This is a genomic window from Nocardia abscessus NBRC 100374 (assembly GCF_000308455.1).
GTDB lineage: Bacteria > Actinomycetota > Actinomycetes > Mycobacteriales > Mycobacteriaceae > Nocardia > Nocardia abscessus.
Genome location: NZ_BAFP01000270.1, coordinates 49,456 through 66,867, shown reverse-complemented (window position 1 = coordinate 66,867; position 17,412 = coordinate 49,456). Strand labels below are relative to the sequence as shown.

Here is a 17,412-nt window from a genome sequence, read left to right as displayed (position 1 = left end):
GCGGGTGCTCGTTCACGGACGACGGCACCAGTGTCGCCCGGCGGCGGACCGGCCGAGTCCGCTTCGGACGCCGATGCCGAGATCCCATCGGCGCGGCTGGAGGCGGACCGTGGACAGGTCAGCGAGGGGCGTGGTCTTCGACGGCCGCGGGCCATCGGTCGATCTGGGACAGCGGGGCGCGGCCGCGGGACGAGAGCATGTCGCGGAAGCCGCGGTCGGCGCGCAGGGCCGAACGGGCTTGTGCCGCATACCTTTCGGCGTGGCGGGCCGCCGGGTGTCTGCGGCGGGCTTCGGCGAGCCATCCGGTGGCTTGGCGCAGGGCCTCGACGCGGGTGAGGGAGGGGTCCGGCAGCAGCAGGGTGGCGTGGTCGGGGGCGACGATTACGGCGGAGCCGAGATGTTGCAGGCAGCGGCCGATACCGGGGTCGTCGTCGAGGGCGCGGTAGGCGGTGAGGGCGAGCTGCCAGCAGCGCAGGGCGCGGCGGGGTTCGCCGCGGGCCCACCAGAGGGTGCCCATCGTCTCGTGGGTCTGGGCGCGGCCGTCGGGATCGATGCCGGCGCGGGTGAGGGATTCGGCCAGCTCGAGACGATCCTGCGCGGCGTCGAGGCGTCCCTGCCGGATGTGCACGACGGCGAGGTTGATCAGTGCGCACACCTCGCCCGCGACATCGTCGCGGGGTAGCAGCCACCACGCGGTTTCCAGCCGGTCGGCGACTCCGTACAGGTCCAGCGGCGCGGTGCCCAGTCCTGCCAGCGCGGTGTGGTGTTCCCATCGGGCGGCCAGGCTCGTGGACAGCCGCCGTGGCCGATAGCCCCGCGGCCGTTCGGCCAGCCGGTCTGCCCGCAGCTTCACCAGATCCCGGTTCAGTTCGTCGAGCCCGGGTAGCGAACACAGGTCCTCGGGCACGCCACGCTCGTTGGCTCGCAATCCGATTCGCGCATACCAGACGTCCAGTGCGTTGCCGATGCCGATCAGGTGCGCGAGCGCCGCGGCGGGAAAATCCGCGCCCGGATTCGCGCACGCCGACACCAGAGTGCGCAGGTACGGCTCCTCGACCTCGAACCACCGGCGCGCGCCCACGGCGAAGCGTCGCGATTCCAGCGCGATCGCCCACCGTCCGGCTCGGTCCGCGTAGTGGTGCAGCAGCGCGGTAAGCGCCGCACCCCACTGCGGGCCCGCCGTGACCGTCGCTCGATCCGGCAGCCTGGGCACTTGCCGCACACAGAACCGCTGGGCGCCGGCCTGCGCGAGGACACCGCGGCGGCACAGGCCCTGCAGCAGCATCGGCGCGGTGCGGGCCGAGGGTTCCCGCGCCACCGGCAGCCGGCCGGGTGTGTCGCGAATGGCGTTGAGCACGGCCAACAGCGCGACCGTCTCGTAGTCGTGCACCGGCAGGTCGCGCAGTACCGCGGCGATCAGATGCCCGTCGAGGGCGGCGACCCGCCGCGGCCGCGGCACGGCTACCCGTGGTCTCGGGTCGGCCAGCGCGGGCCCCGGTTCGACCAGACCCGCGATCAGATCCATCTCGCGGGCGGTGCGCAGCTTGGTGCGATATCCGCCCGCGAACCGGGACAGCGCGTACGTCGCCGCCGCGGCGATGAACAGCACCGACAACCACCGCAGCGGGCCGTTGAAGAACTGCACGACGCTGTTCTCGCCGAACGAATTCACCACCAGGGTGCGCACCAATTCGAACAGCACTGTGTAGGCCACCACCGACGCGGTGCCCACAAACCCCAGCCAGACCGTCGATCTCGGCGTGGCGGTCTGCCCGACCGGTTCGGTGCGTTCGGTCGGCGCGCTCACCGCGGCTCCTTCCTCGCCGCGCAGCGCGGCCGCGCCGCGGTCCGCCTCATCGCAGCACTCCCCCGGTCAGTCCCGGCACCACCCAGCGCCGCCAGGTCACCAGCAGCAGCGCCACCGGTAGCACAGCCGAGACCAGCGATCCGGCGGCCACTTGTGCGGCGTTCTCACCGAACTGCCGCGCCTCACCCCACAGCAGCAGCGACCACGGGCTGGCTCCTGCCCCGCTGACGACGAGCCCGATGAAGAAATCGTTCCACACCTGGACGAATTCGAGCACCGCCACCGCTCCCAGCGCGGGCCCTGAGGTCGCCAGCAATCGCCGTGCGATGGTGCCTGGACTGGCCAGGCCGTGCAGGGCGTCGGCCGCGCCGCTGCCCGGCGGGGCGAGCATCGCGCCGCGCAGCACGAGGATGGCGATCGGCAAACCGGCGGCGGCGTGCACGAGGATCAGCGGAATCCGCGTCCCCGACAGTTCGTAGGTATCGACGAGACCATCGATCGGCCCGAGGTAGGTCTGCGCCGGGATCACGGCCAGCACCACCAGCGCCACAACGGCCACTCGCGCGGCGGTGCCGTCGGGGCGCAGCGCGGCCAGCCGGTAGGCCACCGGAGCCGCCGCGGTCACCACGACCACCGTCACGATCCCCGCGACCCACGCGGTGGTCTGCAGCGAACGCCACAGTCCGTCGTCGCCCCACACCAGAGCGACGGCCGAGAATCCGAATCCGTCGTGTCCGCGCACGCCGGTGTAGGCGAGCACGCCGATCGGGAACAGCGCCAGCACCGAAACCAGCCCGATGCCCGCCGCCCGCACCGCGCCGATGCGCCGCCGCCCCGGCACCGTCATCGCGCGCACCGCGGACCAGCTCGCGCGATGTCTGCGCACGTCCACCTGCAGGAGCCAGGCGACCGCGCCCACGAGCACCGCCAGCGGTAGCGCGTAGGCCGCCGCGGCGCCGGAGTCGGTGTCGGCGGACAGGCGCCACCAGTGCACGGTGGCGCTGTCCACCTGGTATTCCAGTGCCCCGGGGACCCCGATCAGCACGACGTCGAAGACACGCGCGGCCGCGACCCCCACCGCGAGCCCGGCGATCAGCAGCACCGGCCGCAGCAACTCGTACAGCCGCAACGCCAGCGGCCTGCCGTCGTCGCGATACAGGTATCCCGCGCGCGCCGGGTCGGCTTCTATCGCATGGATTCCGGCCCGGAACAGCGCGGTGAGAAAGCCCAGCCAGGTCCACAGGAACGCCGACCCCAGCATCGCCGCGAGCCACCATCGGTAGATCCCGGCGTCCTCGATGCCCAGCCATCGTGCGCCGGAACCGAAGATCACCCGGAACGCCACGCCGGACACGAACGCCGACACTCCGAAGGGCACGATCAGCGGAAGCCATAGCCAGCGCGCCGCACGCCCCCACCAGGCGATCGCCAACGCCAGCAGCAGGAGCCCGACGGCGAACCCGACCCACAACAGTGTGCGCAGGTACGCGCCTCTTCCGTCGGGGCTCATCGTGGCGGCCAGCAGCCATAGTCCACCGGCCGCACCACCGATCGCCGTCAGCCAGAGCGGGATTCGTCTCACTGGCCGCGCGGCCCTTCTGCGCAGCACGACCGGCAGTAGCGCGCTCACCGCGAGGATCGCGCACGCGAGCACCTCCGCCGGGCGAGCCCGGGTGGCGATGACCACGGTCCACGCGGCGGGCAGGACCAGCAGGGCTACCGTCAGCACCGCCGCGGGCAGTCCGGTGAGCCGGCCGAGCCAGCGCCGCGGCCTGCCGCCGGGGACCAACGGTCCGCGCATGCGGCGGGTGGCCAGCTCGATGCGCAGCCCGTTGACTTCGAAATCCGGCGGCAGCGTCATCGGCGCCGCCGCTCGAAGTCGTCCAGCGCGGCGATAGCGCGGTCGGTGGCCTCGGCCACCGGTGTCGGCGCGCCGTCGCCGATGGCGATCAGGAACTCGGTCAGCGACCGCCACAATCCGGCCCGTCCGCCCACGGCGCCGATCCGGTCGGACAGGTCGAAGGCGCTGCGTGCGTTCAGTTCACGCGCCGAGGACGCCAGCAGCGGTGAGTACTCCGCCTCGGTGCGCAGGTTCGGGGCGAGGAAGCCGCCGTAGCGCTCGATCCAGGGCAGCGGGGCGCGGGCACCGGCCAGTTTCGCGACCAGGTCTTCCGCGCGACGGTTCGCTTCGTGGGTCACTACGAGCACGTCACCACCGACGATCTTCGGCCGCCCCGACGCGGGGGTGACCGCGGGGAAGGGCACCACACCGACGACGTCGCGGACCTGGCGACCGGACGCGCGTACCCCGCTGCGCACGATCGGTTCCGCGAAATCGGGGGCGACGACGGCCGCGGCGCGGCGATGCTGGAACACATCCCGCACGGAGTCGGAGAACTGCCGGGTCAACGCGACTCCGACGCCTCCGGGGAACGCGTGCCGATGCCCCCACAGAATGCCCAGATGTTTCAGGGCGGCCCGCACTGCCGGGTTGTCCCATTCTCGCCGGTTTTTCGACGCCAAGTCGTCGTAGAATCTCGGCGATTCGGCGAGCAGGACGTTTTCGAAGAAGTCGGTCAGCACCCATCCGTCGGCCGCGGCCAGGGCGAGCAGGCGAATCGGGGACTGTGCGAGGACCTCCATCCGGTCCACCCAGTCGGGCAGGGTCCATCCCGTCGGATCGCCCAAACCGTAGGTGGCGAACTGCTGACGGTCGAACCACACCAGCGACTTGTCGGCGGCTTTGAACGGCACGCCGAACGCGCGGCCCTCGTGGCGCAGCAACAGTTGCCAGTGCTGGGCGTAGCGGGCACCGTGTCCATCGGTCCACACCGTCTCGGGGATCGGCCGCAGTTCGCCGCGCCGGGCCAGCTCCCGCACCCGCCCCGCCTGTGGCAGCAACACCACGTCCGGGGCGGACCGGCCACCCGCGGTGAAGGCGGTGTCGGTGTTGTCCCCGAGGGGGATCACTTCGACGTCGAAGGCTACATCCAATCCGTCCAGTACGGCGTGGAAGGTGGCCAGTTCCGATCCGCTCCAGGACACGCCGACGCGCACCGCCTCCGAGCTGCCCAGCAGCAGCTCCGGCGCGCACGCGGCAGTCAGCGGGAGGACCACACCCGCTTGCAGCACCGCTCTGCGCGTCCCCATCGACCCCCGATGCCTTTGCGTGCCAATCGAACTCGATTATGCGTCAAATCCGTCGCGCTGGTGGGCACTCGGCGATCTTCGCGACCGGTTCGCCGCCGCCCGCCGAAATTCCCCGTGCGCCGCGGCTGCCGCGTCTGCTATCGTCCCCGGCGTGAAGCGCGCTGCTGTGACGACGACGCCGGAATCCGTCCCGGCGCGCTGATCGACGCTTTCATCGAAGCCCCGGGGCGAGTGCCCCGGGGCTTCGTCTTGTGGTCACTCGCCCGCTGTTCACGAGGAGACCACCATGCCCGACCATCACGCCCTCGGCCGTGCGCTGAACCTGTTCGACACCGACCCGCTGATCGGCGCGGGTCTACCGTTCTGGCTGCCCGACGGCGCGGCCGTGCGCCAGGCGCTGGAGGACTACATCCGCGCCGCCGAACGCCGCGCGGGCTACCGTCATGTGTATTCGCCGGTGCTCGGCAAGCGCGAGCTCTACGAAATCTCCGGGCACTGGCAGCATTACCGCGACGACATGTTCCCGCCGATGGACTGCGGCGGCGAGCAGATGGTGTTGCGCCCGAGTCTGTGCCCGCACCACGCGCTGCTGTTCCGCTCCCGCCCGCACAGTTATCGCGAGCTGCCGCTGCGGATCGCCGAATTGGGCGGCATGTACCGCTCCGAACTCTCGGGCGTGCTGGGCGGATTGACCCGGGTGCGCGCGATCCAGCTCAACGACGCGCACATCTTCTGCACCCTCGATCAGGTCACCGCCGAGGTCGCCGCGGCGCTGTCCATGATCGGTGACGCCTACGCCGCGCTGGGTATCCGCGCGGCCCGCTACCGGCTGTCCTTGCCCGGGCCGGGTGGGAAATACGTTGCCGCACCGGGCTTGTGGGAGCGCTCGATCGCGGTGCTCACCGAGGTGCTGGACGACTCGGGCCTGGCCTACGAGGCAGTGGAGGGCGAAGCGGCGTTCTACGGCCCGAAGATCGACGTGCAGGTCCGCGACAGCGCGGGACGGGAGTCCACGCTGTCCACCGTGCAGGTCGATTTCCATCAGCCCGAGCGGTTCGACCTGCACTACACCGGAGCCGACGGCGCCGCGCACCGGCCGGTCATGGTGCACCGCAGCATCGTCGGCAGCGTCGAGCGAGCCGTGGCCCACCTGATCGAATGTCACGGCGGCCGCTTCCCGGCATGGCTGGCGCCGATCCAGCTGGCCGTGCTGCCGGTGACCGATGCCCAGGGGGCGGCGGCCGCGGAGTTCGAGCGGCGCTGCCGCGATCTCGGGCTGCGCGTAGTGGTCTCGCCACCGGATCGCGGCAGCCTCGGGGCACGCATTCGCGACCACCGCCTGGTGCCGTATCAGGCGGTCATCGGAGCCGAGGAGGCCGCCGCCGACGGTGTGGCGCTGCGGCTGCGCGACGGCCGCCGGCTCGACCCGCTGCCCGCCGCCGAGGCACTCGGCCGCATCGGGAATCTTCTCGCCGCCTACAGCGGCGAACTGTGGGATGCCGCGGGCGAAGTGGGATCGGTGTAACCCTTGTCACACCGTGGTACGTGAGCGTACCGTACGAGTGGTACATCGAAGTACCACGCGAGGAGGTGGGCGAATGCCCGCTGTGCGACTGCCCGACGGTCCATCCACCCCGCCGATCGTGCAGAACCTGCAGATCCTGACCGGCCGCACCCGCACGTGGCGGCGTATGCACGACCGCTACGGCTCGGCCTTCACCATCCAGATGCCCAGATTCGGACGGTCGGTCGTGCTCGCCGACCCCGCCGAGATCAAAGCGCTGTTCACCGCGGGGACCGATGTCGTCGACAACATCGACGTCAACCTCGGCGAATTCCTCGGGCCGGGGTCGCTGTTCGCGCTGACCGGCGCCGAACACCGCAAGCAGCGCAAACTGCTGACCCCACCGTTCCACGGCCGCCGGTTGACCGTGTACGAATCGCTGGTCGAGGAGGAAACGGTCCGCGAGATGGCGACGTGGCCCTCGGGGCAGGAGTTCGCCACGATGGACTCGATGATGCGGATCACGCTGAACGTGATCCTGCGCGCGGTGTTCGGCGCCGAGGGCACCGAGTTCGAGCAGTTGCGCGAGCTGCTGCCCAAACTGGTCCTGATCGGATCGGCACTCGCCGCGATTCCGGTACCGAAACGGGCGCTGGGCCGATTCGGCCCGTGGGCCCGGTTCGCGGCCTACCGCCGCCGCTACGACGACATCGTCGGCCGGCTCATCGACCGCGCGGCCGACGGCCGGATCGACGAGCGCGAGGACGTGCTGGCGATGCTGCTGCAAGCCCGCTACGACGACGGCTCGGCGATGTCGCGCGGGGAGATCGCCGACGAACTGCTGACCCTGCTCACCGCCGGGCACGAGACGACGGCGACAACCCTGTCGTGGACGATCGAGCGACTGCGCAGGCACCCGGAAGTGCTGCGCCGCTTGGTCGCCGAAGCCGACGCCGGCGGATCGCAGCTGCGCGAGGCGACGTTGCTGGAGGTGCAGCGGGTGCGGCCGGTCATCGACGCGACGGCCCGTCAGGTCCGGGCGGAATCACTGCGGCTGGGCCGGTGGACGTTGCCGAAGGGGCAGAAGATCGTCGTCAGCATCCGCCTGATGCACGACAACGAGGACCTGTTCCCGAACGCCCGCGTTTTCGACCCCGATCGATTCGTCGGTGTCCGGCCCGGCACGTTCAGCTGGATCCCGTTCGGCGGTGGCAGCCGCCGGTGCATCGGCGCCGCGTTCGCCACGATGGAGATGAACGTCGTCCTGCGCACCCTGCTGCGCGACTTCACCCTCGAACCGACCGACGCCCACGACGAACGCGCACACTTCCGCGGCGTCGCCCTCGTCCCGGCGAAGAAAGGCCGCGCCGTGGTGCGTCGCCGCGCGCCACGAGACAGCGCGCCCACCCTGCACCGCGCCGCCGAGGTGACTGCGTGAGCCAGAAGTTCGCCGAACCCATCCGCACGTCCGAAAACAGGAGCACCGATGCCCCGCGCCCGTAGGCCGCTGTCCGGCCGCCCGGTCATGATCACCGGCGCGGCCTCCGGAATCGGCCGCAGCCTCGCCCAATTGTTGTCCCGCCGCGGCTCGCCCGTCGCGATCGCCGATATCGACCAGGTCGGGTTGAAGGAGACGGCGGCCGCGCTGACCGGCCCGGTGCTCACCCGCGTCCTGGACGTGCGAGACGCCGCCGACCAGCTCGCCTTCGCCGACGAAGTCCGCGACTGGCTGACCGCGCCGCTGGCGGCGGTGTTCAACAACGCAGGCGTCGCGACGTCCTCCTCGGTGCTCGACGCGGTCCCCGAAGACGACGAATGGCTGCGGCGGATCAATTTCGACGGCGTCGTCAACGGCACCCGCGCCTTCCTGCCCATCCTGGTCGAGCAGGATCACGGCGTCGTGGTCAACACCTCGAGTGTGTTCGGGCTGCTCGGCATGCCCAACCAGAGCGCCTACTGCGCGGCGAAATTCGCCGTCCGCGGGTTCACCGACGCGCTCCGGCAGGAACTGCGCGGCACCGGGGTGTCCGCGGTCAACGTCCACCCCGGCGGCATCAGGACCAACATCGCCCGCAACGCCCGCGTCCGCAAGGACCCCGAGGGCCGGGGGCGCACGCACGAGCAGATGGCGGCGGAATTCGAGGCGGTGACCCTGACCACGCCGCAGAAAGCGGCCGAAATCATCTGCCGCGGCGTCGAACACGGCAAGTCCCGCATCCTGGTCGGACCCGACGCCTACCTGTTCGACCTCTTGGCCCGGGTGACGCCCACCCACTACTACGGCGTGGTCGCGCTGCTGGAACGCAGCCTGCGCACCCGCGACACGACGGGAGCGCGAGCATGAGCGAACACCTCGACGTCCTGATCGTCGGAGCCGGGCTGTCCGGCATCGGCGCGGCCCACCACCTGCAGGCGGCATTCCCCCACCGCACCTACGCGATCCTCGAGGCACGCGACGCTCTCGGCGGCACCTGGGATCTGTTCCGCTACCCCGGCGTCCGCTCCGACTCCGACATGCACACCCTCGGTTACCGATTCCGCCCGTGGACCCAGGCACGAGCTATCGCCGACGGTCCCGCGATCCTGCGCTACATCCACGACACGGCCACCGACGCCGGAATCGACCGATTCATCCGGTACGGGCATCGGGTGACAGCGGCGTCGTGGTCCAGCAGCGAATCACGCTGGACCGTGCTCGTCGAACACGACGGCGCCACCCGCGAGATCACCTGCGATTTCCTGCTCGTGTGCAGCGGCTACTACCGCTACGACGAGGGCTACACGCCGGAATTCGCCGGACTCGGCGAATACGGCGGCCACCTGGTGCATCCGCAGCACTGGCCCGAAGAGCTGGACTACACGGGCAAACGGGTGGTCGTCATCGGCAGCGGCGCCACCGCGGTGACCCTGGTCCCGGCCATGGCCGAGACCGCCGCACAAGTGACCATGCTGCAGCGATCACCGACCTACATCTTCCCCGTCCCCGCCGAGGACACGGTCGCGAACCGGCTGCGGCGACTACTGGGACCACGGCGGGCATACGCGATCGTTCGCTGGAAGAACGTGCTGATCAGCACCCTCATCTACCAATTCAGCAGACGACGGCCCCAACGGATGCGGAAATTCATCCGCGACCTGACCATCAGGCAACTGCCCGACGGCTACGACGTCGACACCCATTTCAAACCGGTCTACCAGCCGTGGGATCAACGGCTGTGCCTGGTACCGGACGGCGACCTGTTCCGCGCGATCCGCGACGGCCGCGCCACCGTGGTCACCGACCACGTCGACAGATTCACCCCGGCCGGATTGCGCCTGGCGTCCGGACGCGAGCTCGAGGCCGACGTGGTCGTCACCGCGACCGGGCTGCGTCTGCTCGCACTCGGCGGTATCCGGCTCACCGTCGACGGGCGGGAGGTCGCGCTGCCCGACACCATGGCCTACAAGGGAATGATGCTGAGCGGAGTGCCGAACTTCGCTTTCACCATCGGCTACACCAACGCGTCCTGGACGCTGAAAGCCGACCTGGTCAGCGAATTCGTCTGCCGCCTGCTGCGCCACATGGACGCAGGCGGCTACCAGCAAACCACGCCGTGGCCCGACCCCGCCGTGTCACCCGCGCCGCTGCTGGACTTCCAGGCCGGTTACGTGCTGCGCGACATCGACCGATTCCCCAAGGCGGGTTCCCGGGCCCCGTGGCGGCTGGGGATGAGCTACGGCCACGACGTGATCGCGCTGCGCTACGGCCGCATCGATGACGGCACCATCCGCTTCACCCGCCGAGGCGCCCCGTCCGCCGATGCCACCGGCAGCGGGCGCGCCGCACCGGGACACGATTCCGAGCAGGTCACGGCGTGACATCGCTCCTGCGCGGGGCCGCGTGCGGGTGCGGGATTCGGGCGGGACGCGAGGAGCCGACCGGAGTAACTAACCTGATTCTCGTGACACGCGCCGAGCCCGTACCCCGCAGCTCCGCCGACGACGGCCCGGATTCGGGGTTTCGCCGTCGCCTCCTCGACGGCATGGCCGTCGCGGTGCGCGAACGCGGTTACCAGGACTCGACCGTCGCCGACGTGGTCCGCCACGCCCGCACCTCCCGGCGCACCTTCTACGAGCACTTCACCAGCAAACAGGACTGCTTCATCGCCCTGCTGACCGAGCGGAACAAGGAGACGATCCAGCAGATCGATGCCGCGGTCGACCCGCACATGCCGTGGCGCACCCAGGTGCGCCAAGCCATCGAGGCCTGGATCCGCACGTCACAGGACGATCTGTCCATCACCCTCAGCTGGATCCGCGTCGTGCCCGCCCTCGGTGAGGACGCGCGCCAGTTGCAGCGCGAGGCAGGCGAGGCGTTCGTCGCGCTGATCCAGAAGCTCGCCGACACCACGGAATTCGCCGCTGCCGGACTGCGTCCGCCGTCGCGCCAGGTGGCGACGATCCTGTTCGGCGGCTTCCGGGAACTCATCGCCACCACCGTGGAAGACGGCGAGGACATCACGAGCATCGTCGACGTGGCGGTCGAATCCGCGATCGCGCTGGTCGGCCCGCACGTCTAGGTGGCGTGGCGCGCACGATCATCCGGCGGCGTCGGCGAACGCTCCCTCGGTCAGCACCGGCACCACCGAACTCACGTCGAGTTCCGTGGCCACCGCGACATCCTGCACGAACCCGCCGTCGGCCAGTTCCCGGCCGGAAGCGCAATCGCGGATCAGCGTCGCGACGTCGGTGATCCCCTGCTGCGTCGCCGAGGCGGCACGGGCCTCCGGCGACAGCGGCCCGGCCCCGTTGCGCGCCAGTGCTGCGGCGACAGCCCCCGCACCGAGCCAATCCTCGACGGCGGGCCGCAGTACCTCGCGTCCGGGCCAATGCTCGCCCGCGGCGATCACCGCGACCGGCCGCTGGACGGTGCCCCACCCCTGCGCCACGATCCAGCGGGCGACCGCGCTCGCGTTGCGCAGGCACGCCGCGACCACGGGCACCCCGCTGACAGCCGCGGCGATGGCCGAACCATTCGGCGAGGGCAGCACGAGCCGCGCCGCGACCGGCGCGGCCCGCAACGCCGCCGGAGACAGCGACCACGGCTGCCGCTCGGAGACAGCGCGCCGCCCCACCGCCAGCGCGGCGTCGCGGCGTGCCGCGAACTCCGCGGCCCCGCCGTCCCGCCACGGGTAGGGCAGCACGCGTGTCCCGGCTTCGACAGCAACCGATACCGACGTCGTGAACGACAAGACGTCGACCACGACCACGCACGCGCTGCCCGGCCCGAGCGCCATCGCACCCGCCGAGCCCCACTCCAGCCCCACACCCCACGGCCGCTGCCGCGCCCACTCGGCGATCTCCTGCATGCACTTGCCTCCCACAACCGGCCGGAACGCGCTGGAATCGGGCGCTCCGATCATCTGGAAAATCTATGGCGTCCCCGGCGACCCGATGGGAAGGATGACGGTCACACCGGACACGCTCCATCGAAGGGAACCGAACGCATGGAGGACGCCGACCTCGTCGTCGACCGGATCATCGAGTTCGCCGCCGCGCACCCCGGTATCTCGGCGGTGATCCAGACCGGATCGCGGGCGCGCGGAACCCGGGTCGACGAGTTCTCCGATCTCGACATCGAACTCATCGGCCCCGGCACCGGTGAATTCGTCGGCGCCGACGACTGGTTGCGCGCGATCGGCCCGGTACTGGTCAACATTCACCTGGACAACGACGAACCGCACTGGCCGACCTGCCTGGTGGTCCTTGCCGAAGGCCGCAAGATCGACTTCACCCTGGCCGGTCCCGGCCGACTCGACGACCTGATCGCCGACGGTCTGGACGAGCTGTATCAGCGCCGCTACCGCGTGCTGCTGGACAAGGACGGCAGCACCACCGCGCTGCCGCCCGCCACCGGCAGCCACACCCCCGCCCGGCCCACCGCCGCCGAAATCGAAGCCACCCAGCGCGAGTTCTGGTTCGAGGCCACGCAGATCCCCATCTACGTCGCGCGCGACGATTTGTGGCCTGCGATGCTGCGCGTCGCCGAGCTGCGCGAGCTGCTGCTGACGATGGCCGAATGGCACACCACGGCCCGCTCCGGCGGCCGCGTCGACCACTGGCACAACGGCCATCACCTCCACGAGTGGCTCGATCCCCGCTTCCACGGCGATCCGCCCGCCTTCTTCCCCCGCTACACCGGCGAGGAGATCCTCGCGGCAGTCCGTGCCATGGCGGACACGTTCGCACAGCTCACCGCCGACGTGTGCCGCGCATGGAACCATCCGGCACTGGATTTGCGCGAGCGTGTGCTCGCCCACACCGAACGGATCGCCGCGGCCACACCGCCAAATACTTCCACCGGCGACTGACGACACGCCCGCCTGGTTCAGCCCTGTTTCGGCCGATCCGGCCGGTAGAACCACTCCTCCAGGCTGAAGTCCTCCCGGATCTTCTTCTGCTCCACCAGGAACTGCTTGGTTCCCGTCAGCAACCGGATGCCGATCGGCGCGAAGGCCTCGTCGGGAATGTACTGCGGACGCGCTGTGGCACGCACCGCCGCTTCCGGCGACTTCGACTGCGAAACCTCGTAGTTCACGTAGTCGTCCCAATGCTCTTTCGCGTACCGGTTGGCCGCCACGAGGACCGACTGCCACGCACCCCCGAAATCGGGATGGCTGTCGAGGAACTCCTGGCTGCTCACCGAGGAACTGGTCCCCGCGAGATCGGGATGATTGTCGTGAATCGAGTCGACCTGGTGGAAACCCTTGGCCAGGAACGATCGGAAGAACGACGACGGGTTCACATCCGGCAGCGCGACCGCCGCGATATCACCACCGTTGAGCGGGGCTTCCGCGTCGGTGGCGAGCAGATGAACCAGCTGGGCCTGAATTCCCTCCGCTTTCAACGCACCCTGCAGATAGCGATCGATGTACGAACCGGACTGCACACCCACCTTCTTGCCCGCCAGATCCTTCAACGTCCGGATCGCCGGATCCTTGGCCACCACACCGGCGTTGTAGTCGACCGCCGCGATGGCCAGCAACCGCGTCTTCAACCCGCTGCCCCGCGCGACCAGGGCGGGCGTATCACCGTAGGTGGCGACGTCGAGGCGGCCACCGACCAGCGCCTGGTTCAGGTCCGGGCCGTTGGGGAAGCTGTAGACCTCGATGTCGTCGACCCCCAGCGGCTTCAGCGCGGGCAGCAGGGCGCCACGCTGATGGGCGAAGCCGACCGGACCCGTCAGCACGTTGCCGGTGCCGATGGTGCCGATCCGGAGTGTCTTGATCTCGGCGCGAGACGCCGAGCCCGCATCGTCCGACCCGCAGCCGGTGACAGCCAGCAGCAGAGCGGACACGACGGCAGGCACGATCAGCCTGAGAGTGAGCATGATTCGCTTTCGTTGTTGCACAGTTCGGAAAGCCGCGGCGGCGCAGCGCCGTGCGGAAGACGCGGCCCCACCGCGACGAGACTGCCGGGCTTGCGGCCGCGACCCCAGCCGATCTCCTTGCGGTACCGGCCGATATGGTCGTCGCACACCGCGTCGTGATCGGCCAGCGGAGTCGACTCCGGGTCGACGTACAGCGCGTCCGTGGGGCAATACGCCTCGCACATGAAGCAGGTCTGGCAGTCGGACTGCCGCGCGATGACCGGGATGCCGCTCTCGGTACGGTCGAAGACGTTCGTGGGGCACACGTCCACGCACTTGTCGCAGGCGATGCAGTCGCCCGCGCGCAGGATTTCGATCATCACGCCACCGCCCGCGTCCCGGCCACCGCGGACGTCGCCGTCCACACTTCGTCCAGCCCACCGGAGAGGATGTGGTGGTGCTGCCGCGGGTCCAGATCCGGATGATCGGCGCGTTTGCTCATCCCTCGCGTCTCGGTGCGAACCAGTGTCGAGCGGTACATCAGGCGGCCCACAGCGGTGATCGCGGCGGCCTGCCTGGCCCGCACGCGCTCCTCCCCGGTGCCGCCACCCAGGCCGCGAGTGGCGTCCTCCCACACACTGTCCAGCCGCGCCAGGGCAGGCCGGATCCGGTCGCCATGGCGCAGGTAATTCTTTTCGAACGGAATCAGCTCGTGCTGCGCGGCTTCGACCACGTCCCCGGCCTGCACCGACTCGGCGTTCTCCGGCCGCAACCCGGTGCGGCCTGCGCCGCGCAGAGCCGAACTCGCGGCACGCGCCGAACGCAACGCGAACACCGCCGCGCCGCGACCGGCCCAACTGCCCGACGACATCGCCCACGCCGAATTGTGGCTGCCGCCACCGGTGAAGCCGCCGCAGATCCGCTCCCTGGTCGCCGCGTCACCCGCCGCGTACAGGCCCGGGACCGTGGTGGCGCAGTCGTCGTCCACGACGTCGATACCGCCGGTGCCGCGCACGGTGCCCTCGGCCAGCAGGTCCACCTGGAACCGGTCGGTGAACGGGTCGATGCCGCGCCGGTCGAACTGCAGGAAGAAATTCGGCTGCCCCAGCCGCATCTGCGCCTGAACAGTCGCGTCAGCCCGATCGAGCTGCGCGAACACCCTCTCCCGCAACAGCGTCCGCGCGATCACCGAACGACCCTTGGTCGAGCCCGCGCCCTCGAGCACCCGCCCGTCCTCGTGGAAGAAGGTCGCGTAACCGTAGTAGGCGGTCTTGGTGACAGTCGAGCCCTTCGGCACGATCGCGTACGCGTTGGAGAACTCCATACCCGAGAAGCGAGCGCCCACCTCGGCCGCCATCAGCGCACCGTCACCGGTGTCGACGTTGGTACCGAGCGCCCGGGACAGGAACGCGCAGCCACCCGTCGCCAGAACCACCGCGCCGGCCACGACACGGTAATCCCGGTCGGCCTGGCGCTGGTAGCCCGCGGCGCCGCGCACGACACCGTCGTCGTCGACCAGCAATTCCAGCGCGGGCGAGTGGTCGAGGATGCGCACCCCGATCCGCTTCACCCACACCCGCATCCGGCGCATGTACTCCGGGCCCTGCAGGCCGGTGCGGATCGGCTCACCGGTGCCGGGATCCACGGGAAACGGGTACCGTCCCTCGACCGCGAGCCGATTCATGTTGGCGTAGGTCTGATCGAGCACCCGGTCCATCCAGTAGTGGTCGGCCAGATGCCCGCCGAGCGCCTCCCGGCTGGCCTTCGCGTTCGCCCGCGCGTTCGCCTCCGGCGCGATGTACCACACGCCGGTACCCGAGGGGGCGGTAGCGCCGCTGGTCCCGCAGTAGCCTTTGTCCACCAGCGTCACCTCCGCGCCGGCCGCACGGGCATGGATCGCGGCCCAGCAGGCGGCAGGCCCGCCGCCGATCACCAAGACATCCGTGCTGATCTGCAACGGTTCACTCATACTCTGCTCCTGTCGGTGCCTCGGGATTCACGCCGAGTGCGAGCAGCAGCCGGCGGCGGAGTGCGGAGAATTCGGGATCGACCACCGAACGCGGGCGGGCGACGGTGATGTCGAAAGATTCGGCGATGCGGCCGTCGCGCAGCACCAGCGCGCGGTCGGCCAGCAGCAGCGCCTCTTCCACGTCGTGGGTCACCAGCAGCACCGACTGCCGGTGCAGCGTCCACAGGCGAGCCACCAGAGCCTGCACCTTCAAGCGGGTCAGCGCGTCGAGGGCGCCGAACGGCTCGTCGAGCAGCAACAGTTCCGGATTGCGCACCAGCGCCCTGGCCAAGGCCACACGCTGGGCCTCACCGCCGGACAGCGTCGCGGGCCACGCATCCGCCTTCGAGGTGAGTCCCACTTCCGCCAGCGCCGTCAGCGCACGCGCCTTGCCGGCGCCGTCGACACCGAGAACCACATTGCGCCACACAGTGATCCAGGGAATGAGCCGGTGCTCCTGGAACACGATCGCCTTCGACCCTGGCACCTCGAACGATCCGCTGAACCCGCGATCCAGGCCGCCGATCCCACGCAGCAGCGTGCTCTTGCCGGAGCCACTGGCGCCGAGCAGCGCCACGAATTCACCCGGCGCGATATCCAGGTGGACCTCGCGCAGTATCGTGCGGCCGCCGAAGGCGCGCGCCGCTGCGCGGATACGGACACCGGTCCCGATGGTGGCGGTCATCTACTTCCCCTCGTATCCGGTGCGCCAGGACAGGAAACGATGTTCCAGCACGCGCACGAACAGATCGGTGAGCAAACCCAGGACCGCGTAGATCACCAGAACCAGGAAGATCTGGTCGGTCCGCAGGAACTCCTTGGCATCGTTCATCAAGAAGCCGAGACCGACCGGCGTCGTCTGCATCTCCGCGACGACCAAGGTGAGCCAGCCGATGCCCAGCGCCTGCCGCAATCCGACGAAGATCTGCGGCAACGCGCCGGGCAGGATGATCTTCGTGGTCAGCTCGAACCGGTTGAGTCCCAAGGATTCCGCCGCCTCCACCAGACGCCGGTCCACGCCACGGATACCGGCCAGCACGTTCAGGTAGATCGGGAAGATGGGCGCGACGATGATCAGCGCGATCTTGAACGAATCACCGATGCCGAACCAGATGATGAACACCGGCACCAACGCCAGCGTCGGCAGCATCCGCAACGCCTGCAGCGGGCCGTTCACCAGATCCTCGGCGATCCGGAACAAACCGGCCGCCACGCCACACACCAGGCCGATGCCGATGCCGATCGTCAGCCCGACCGCCACCCGCCGCCCGGAGGCGGCCAGATGCTGCCACAGCTCACCCGAGCGGATCAGCTCCCACCCGGCCTCGAGCACCTCCGTCGGCGCGGGCGTGGTCGTGCCGAGCCAGGACCGGGCGCCCAGCTGCCAGATGATCACCGCCACAATCAGTCCGGAGGATGCCCGGGCCAGGCCGAACAGCCTGCGAGTGAACGGAGCCGGGCTCTCGGCGGTCGCCTCGGCCGGAGGGGAAGGGGGCGCAGATGTGGTCGGATCCAACTGCAACGTCATCGGACACGGTCCTCACACGAGAAGTACTGTCCGGAACAGTAAGGCGCGCGACCGGTTCACAGAATGA

At 70.0% G+C, this 17,412-nt stretch carries 14 protein-coding genes and 1 pseudogene; 6 read left to right on the top strand and 9 right to left on the bottom strand.

From position 1 onward, the window contains the following. Positions 1 to 118 precede the first annotated feature (118 nt). Genes ON19_RS34985 through ON19_RS34975 form a run of 3 tightly spaced genes read right to left on the bottom strand, consistent with a single transcriptional unit; the run spans position 119 to position 4,957 of the window. The gene (locus ON19_RS34985) at positions 119 to 1,807 is read right to left on the bottom strand and encodes a tetratricopeptide repeat protein (protein ID WP_043702965.1); all 1,689 of its coding nucleotides are present in this window, start codon (positions 1,805 to 1,807) and stop codon (positions 119 to 121) included. A gap of 46 nt (positions 1,808 to 1,853) precedes the next feature. Then, a complete protein-coding gene (locus ON19_RS34980) occupies positions 1,854 to 3,668 on the bottom strand; it encodes an ABC transporter permease family protein (protein ID WP_043702963.1) in 1,815 nt (604 codons plus the stop codon). Beyond that, positions 3,665 to 4,957, bottom strand: coding sequence for an ABC transporter substrate-binding protein (locus tag ON19_RS34975; RefSeq protein WP_043702961.1), 1,293 nt, complete (start codon positions 4,955 to 4,957; stop codon positions 3,665 to 3,667). Before ON19_RS34975 ends, ON19_RS34980 begins: the two co-directional genes overlap by 4 nt. A gap of 283 nt (positions 4,958 to 5,240) precedes the next feature. Between ON19_RS34975 and thrS the strand changes: the two are divergent. The 5 genes and pseudogenes from thrS to ON19_RS34950 all read left to right on the top strand — a co-directional run. Then, positions 5,241 to 6,482: pseudogene (gene thrS, locus ON19_RS34970) on the top strand (threonine--tRNA ligase); the annotation flags it as partial. 73 nt (positions 6,483 to 6,555) lie between these two features. Further along, on the top strand, positions 6,556 to 7,899 hold the full coding sequence (locus tag ON19_RS34965) for a cytochrome P450 (RefSeq protein WP_043702956.1): 1,344 nt from the start codon (positions 6,556 to 6,558) through the stop codon (positions 7,897 to 7,899). Positions 7,900 to 7,947: 48 nt separating this feature from the next. Beyond that, positions 7,948 to 8,805: an SDR family NAD(P)-dependent oxidoreductase gene (locus ON19_RS34960; protein ID WP_043702954.1), complete on the top strand. Its 858-nt coding sequence runs from the start codon at positions 7,948 to 7,950 to the stop codon at positions 8,803 to 8,805. Next, the gene (locus ON19_RS34955; RefSeq protein WP_043702952.1) at positions 8,802 to 10,319 is read left to right on the top strand and encodes a flavin-containing monooxygenase; all 1,518 of its coding nucleotides are present in this window, start codon (positions 8,802 to 8,804) and stop codon (positions 10,317 to 10,319) included. The genes ON19_RS34960 and ON19_RS34955 overlap by 4 nt, the downstream gene beginning before the upstream one ends. Positions 10,320 to 10,402: 83 nt before the next feature. Then, complete coding sequence (locus ON19_RS34950; protein WP_043702950.1) at positions 10,403 to 11,020, top strand: TetR/AcrR family transcriptional regulator; 618 nt, start codon at positions 10,403 to 10,405, stop codon at positions 11,018 to 11,020. An 18-nt stretch (positions 11,021 to 11,038) separates the two neighbouring features. Here ON19_RS34950 and ON19_RS34945 read toward each other — a convergent pair whose 3' ends face one another. Further along, the gene (locus ON19_RS34945; protein ID WP_306307075.1) at positions 11,039 to 11,863 is read right to left on the bottom strand and encodes a 2-phosphosulfolactate phosphatase; all 825 of its coding nucleotides are present in this window, start codon (positions 11,861 to 11,863) and stop codon (positions 11,039 to 11,041) included. 84 nt (positions 11,864 to 11,947) lie between these two features. Here ON19_RS34945 and ON19_RS34940 point away from each other — a divergent pair, with 84 nt between their 5' ends. After that, positions 11,948 to 12,811: an aminoglycoside 6-adenylyltransferase gene (locus ON19_RS34940; protein ID WP_051169615.1), complete on the top strand. Its 864-nt coding sequence runs from the start codon at positions 11,948 to 11,950 to the stop codon at positions 12,809 to 12,811. A gap of 17 nt (positions 12,812 to 12,828) precedes the next feature. Here ON19_RS34940 and ON19_RS34935 read toward each other — a convergent pair whose 3' ends face one another. From ON19_RS34935 to ON19_RS34915, 5 genes are read right to left on the bottom strand one after another with little or no spacing between them, the layout of a single operon-like run. Beyond that, entirely contained in the window at positions 12,829 to 13,830 is a 1,002-nt protein-coding gene (locus ON19_RS34935; protein ID WP_051169614.1) for an ABC transporter substrate-binding protein, read from the bottom strand. Further along, positions 13,812 to 14,189, bottom strand: a complete 378-nt coding sequence (locus ON19_RS34930; RefSeq protein ID WP_051169624.1) for a 4Fe-4S dicluster domain-containing protein — start codon at positions 14,187 to 14,189, stop codon at positions 13,812 to 13,814. Before ON19_RS34930 ends, ON19_RS34935 begins: the two co-directional genes overlap by 19 nt. Further along, the gene (locus tag ON19_RS34925; protein WP_043702946.1) at positions 14,189 to 15,778 is read right to left on the bottom strand and encodes an FAD-dependent oxidoreductase; all 1,590 of its coding nucleotides are present in this window, start codon (positions 15,776 to 15,778) and stop codon (positions 14,189 to 14,191) included. Before ON19_RS34925 ends, ON19_RS34930 begins: the two co-directional genes overlap by 1 nt. After that, on the bottom strand, positions 15,771 to 16,502 hold the full coding sequence (locus ON19_RS34920; protein WP_043702944.1) for an ABC transporter ATP-binding protein: 732 nt from the start codon (positions 16,500 to 16,502) through the stop codon (positions 15,771 to 15,773). Before ON19_RS34920 ends, ON19_RS34925 begins: the two co-directional genes overlap by 8 nt. Beyond that, positions 16,503 to 17,345: an ABC transporter permease gene (locus ON19_RS34915; protein WP_043702942.1), complete on the bottom strand. Its 843-nt coding sequence runs from the start codon at positions 17,343 to 17,345 to the stop codon at positions 16,503 to 16,505. Between the last annotated feature and the right edge of the window lie 67 nt (positions 17,346 to 17,412).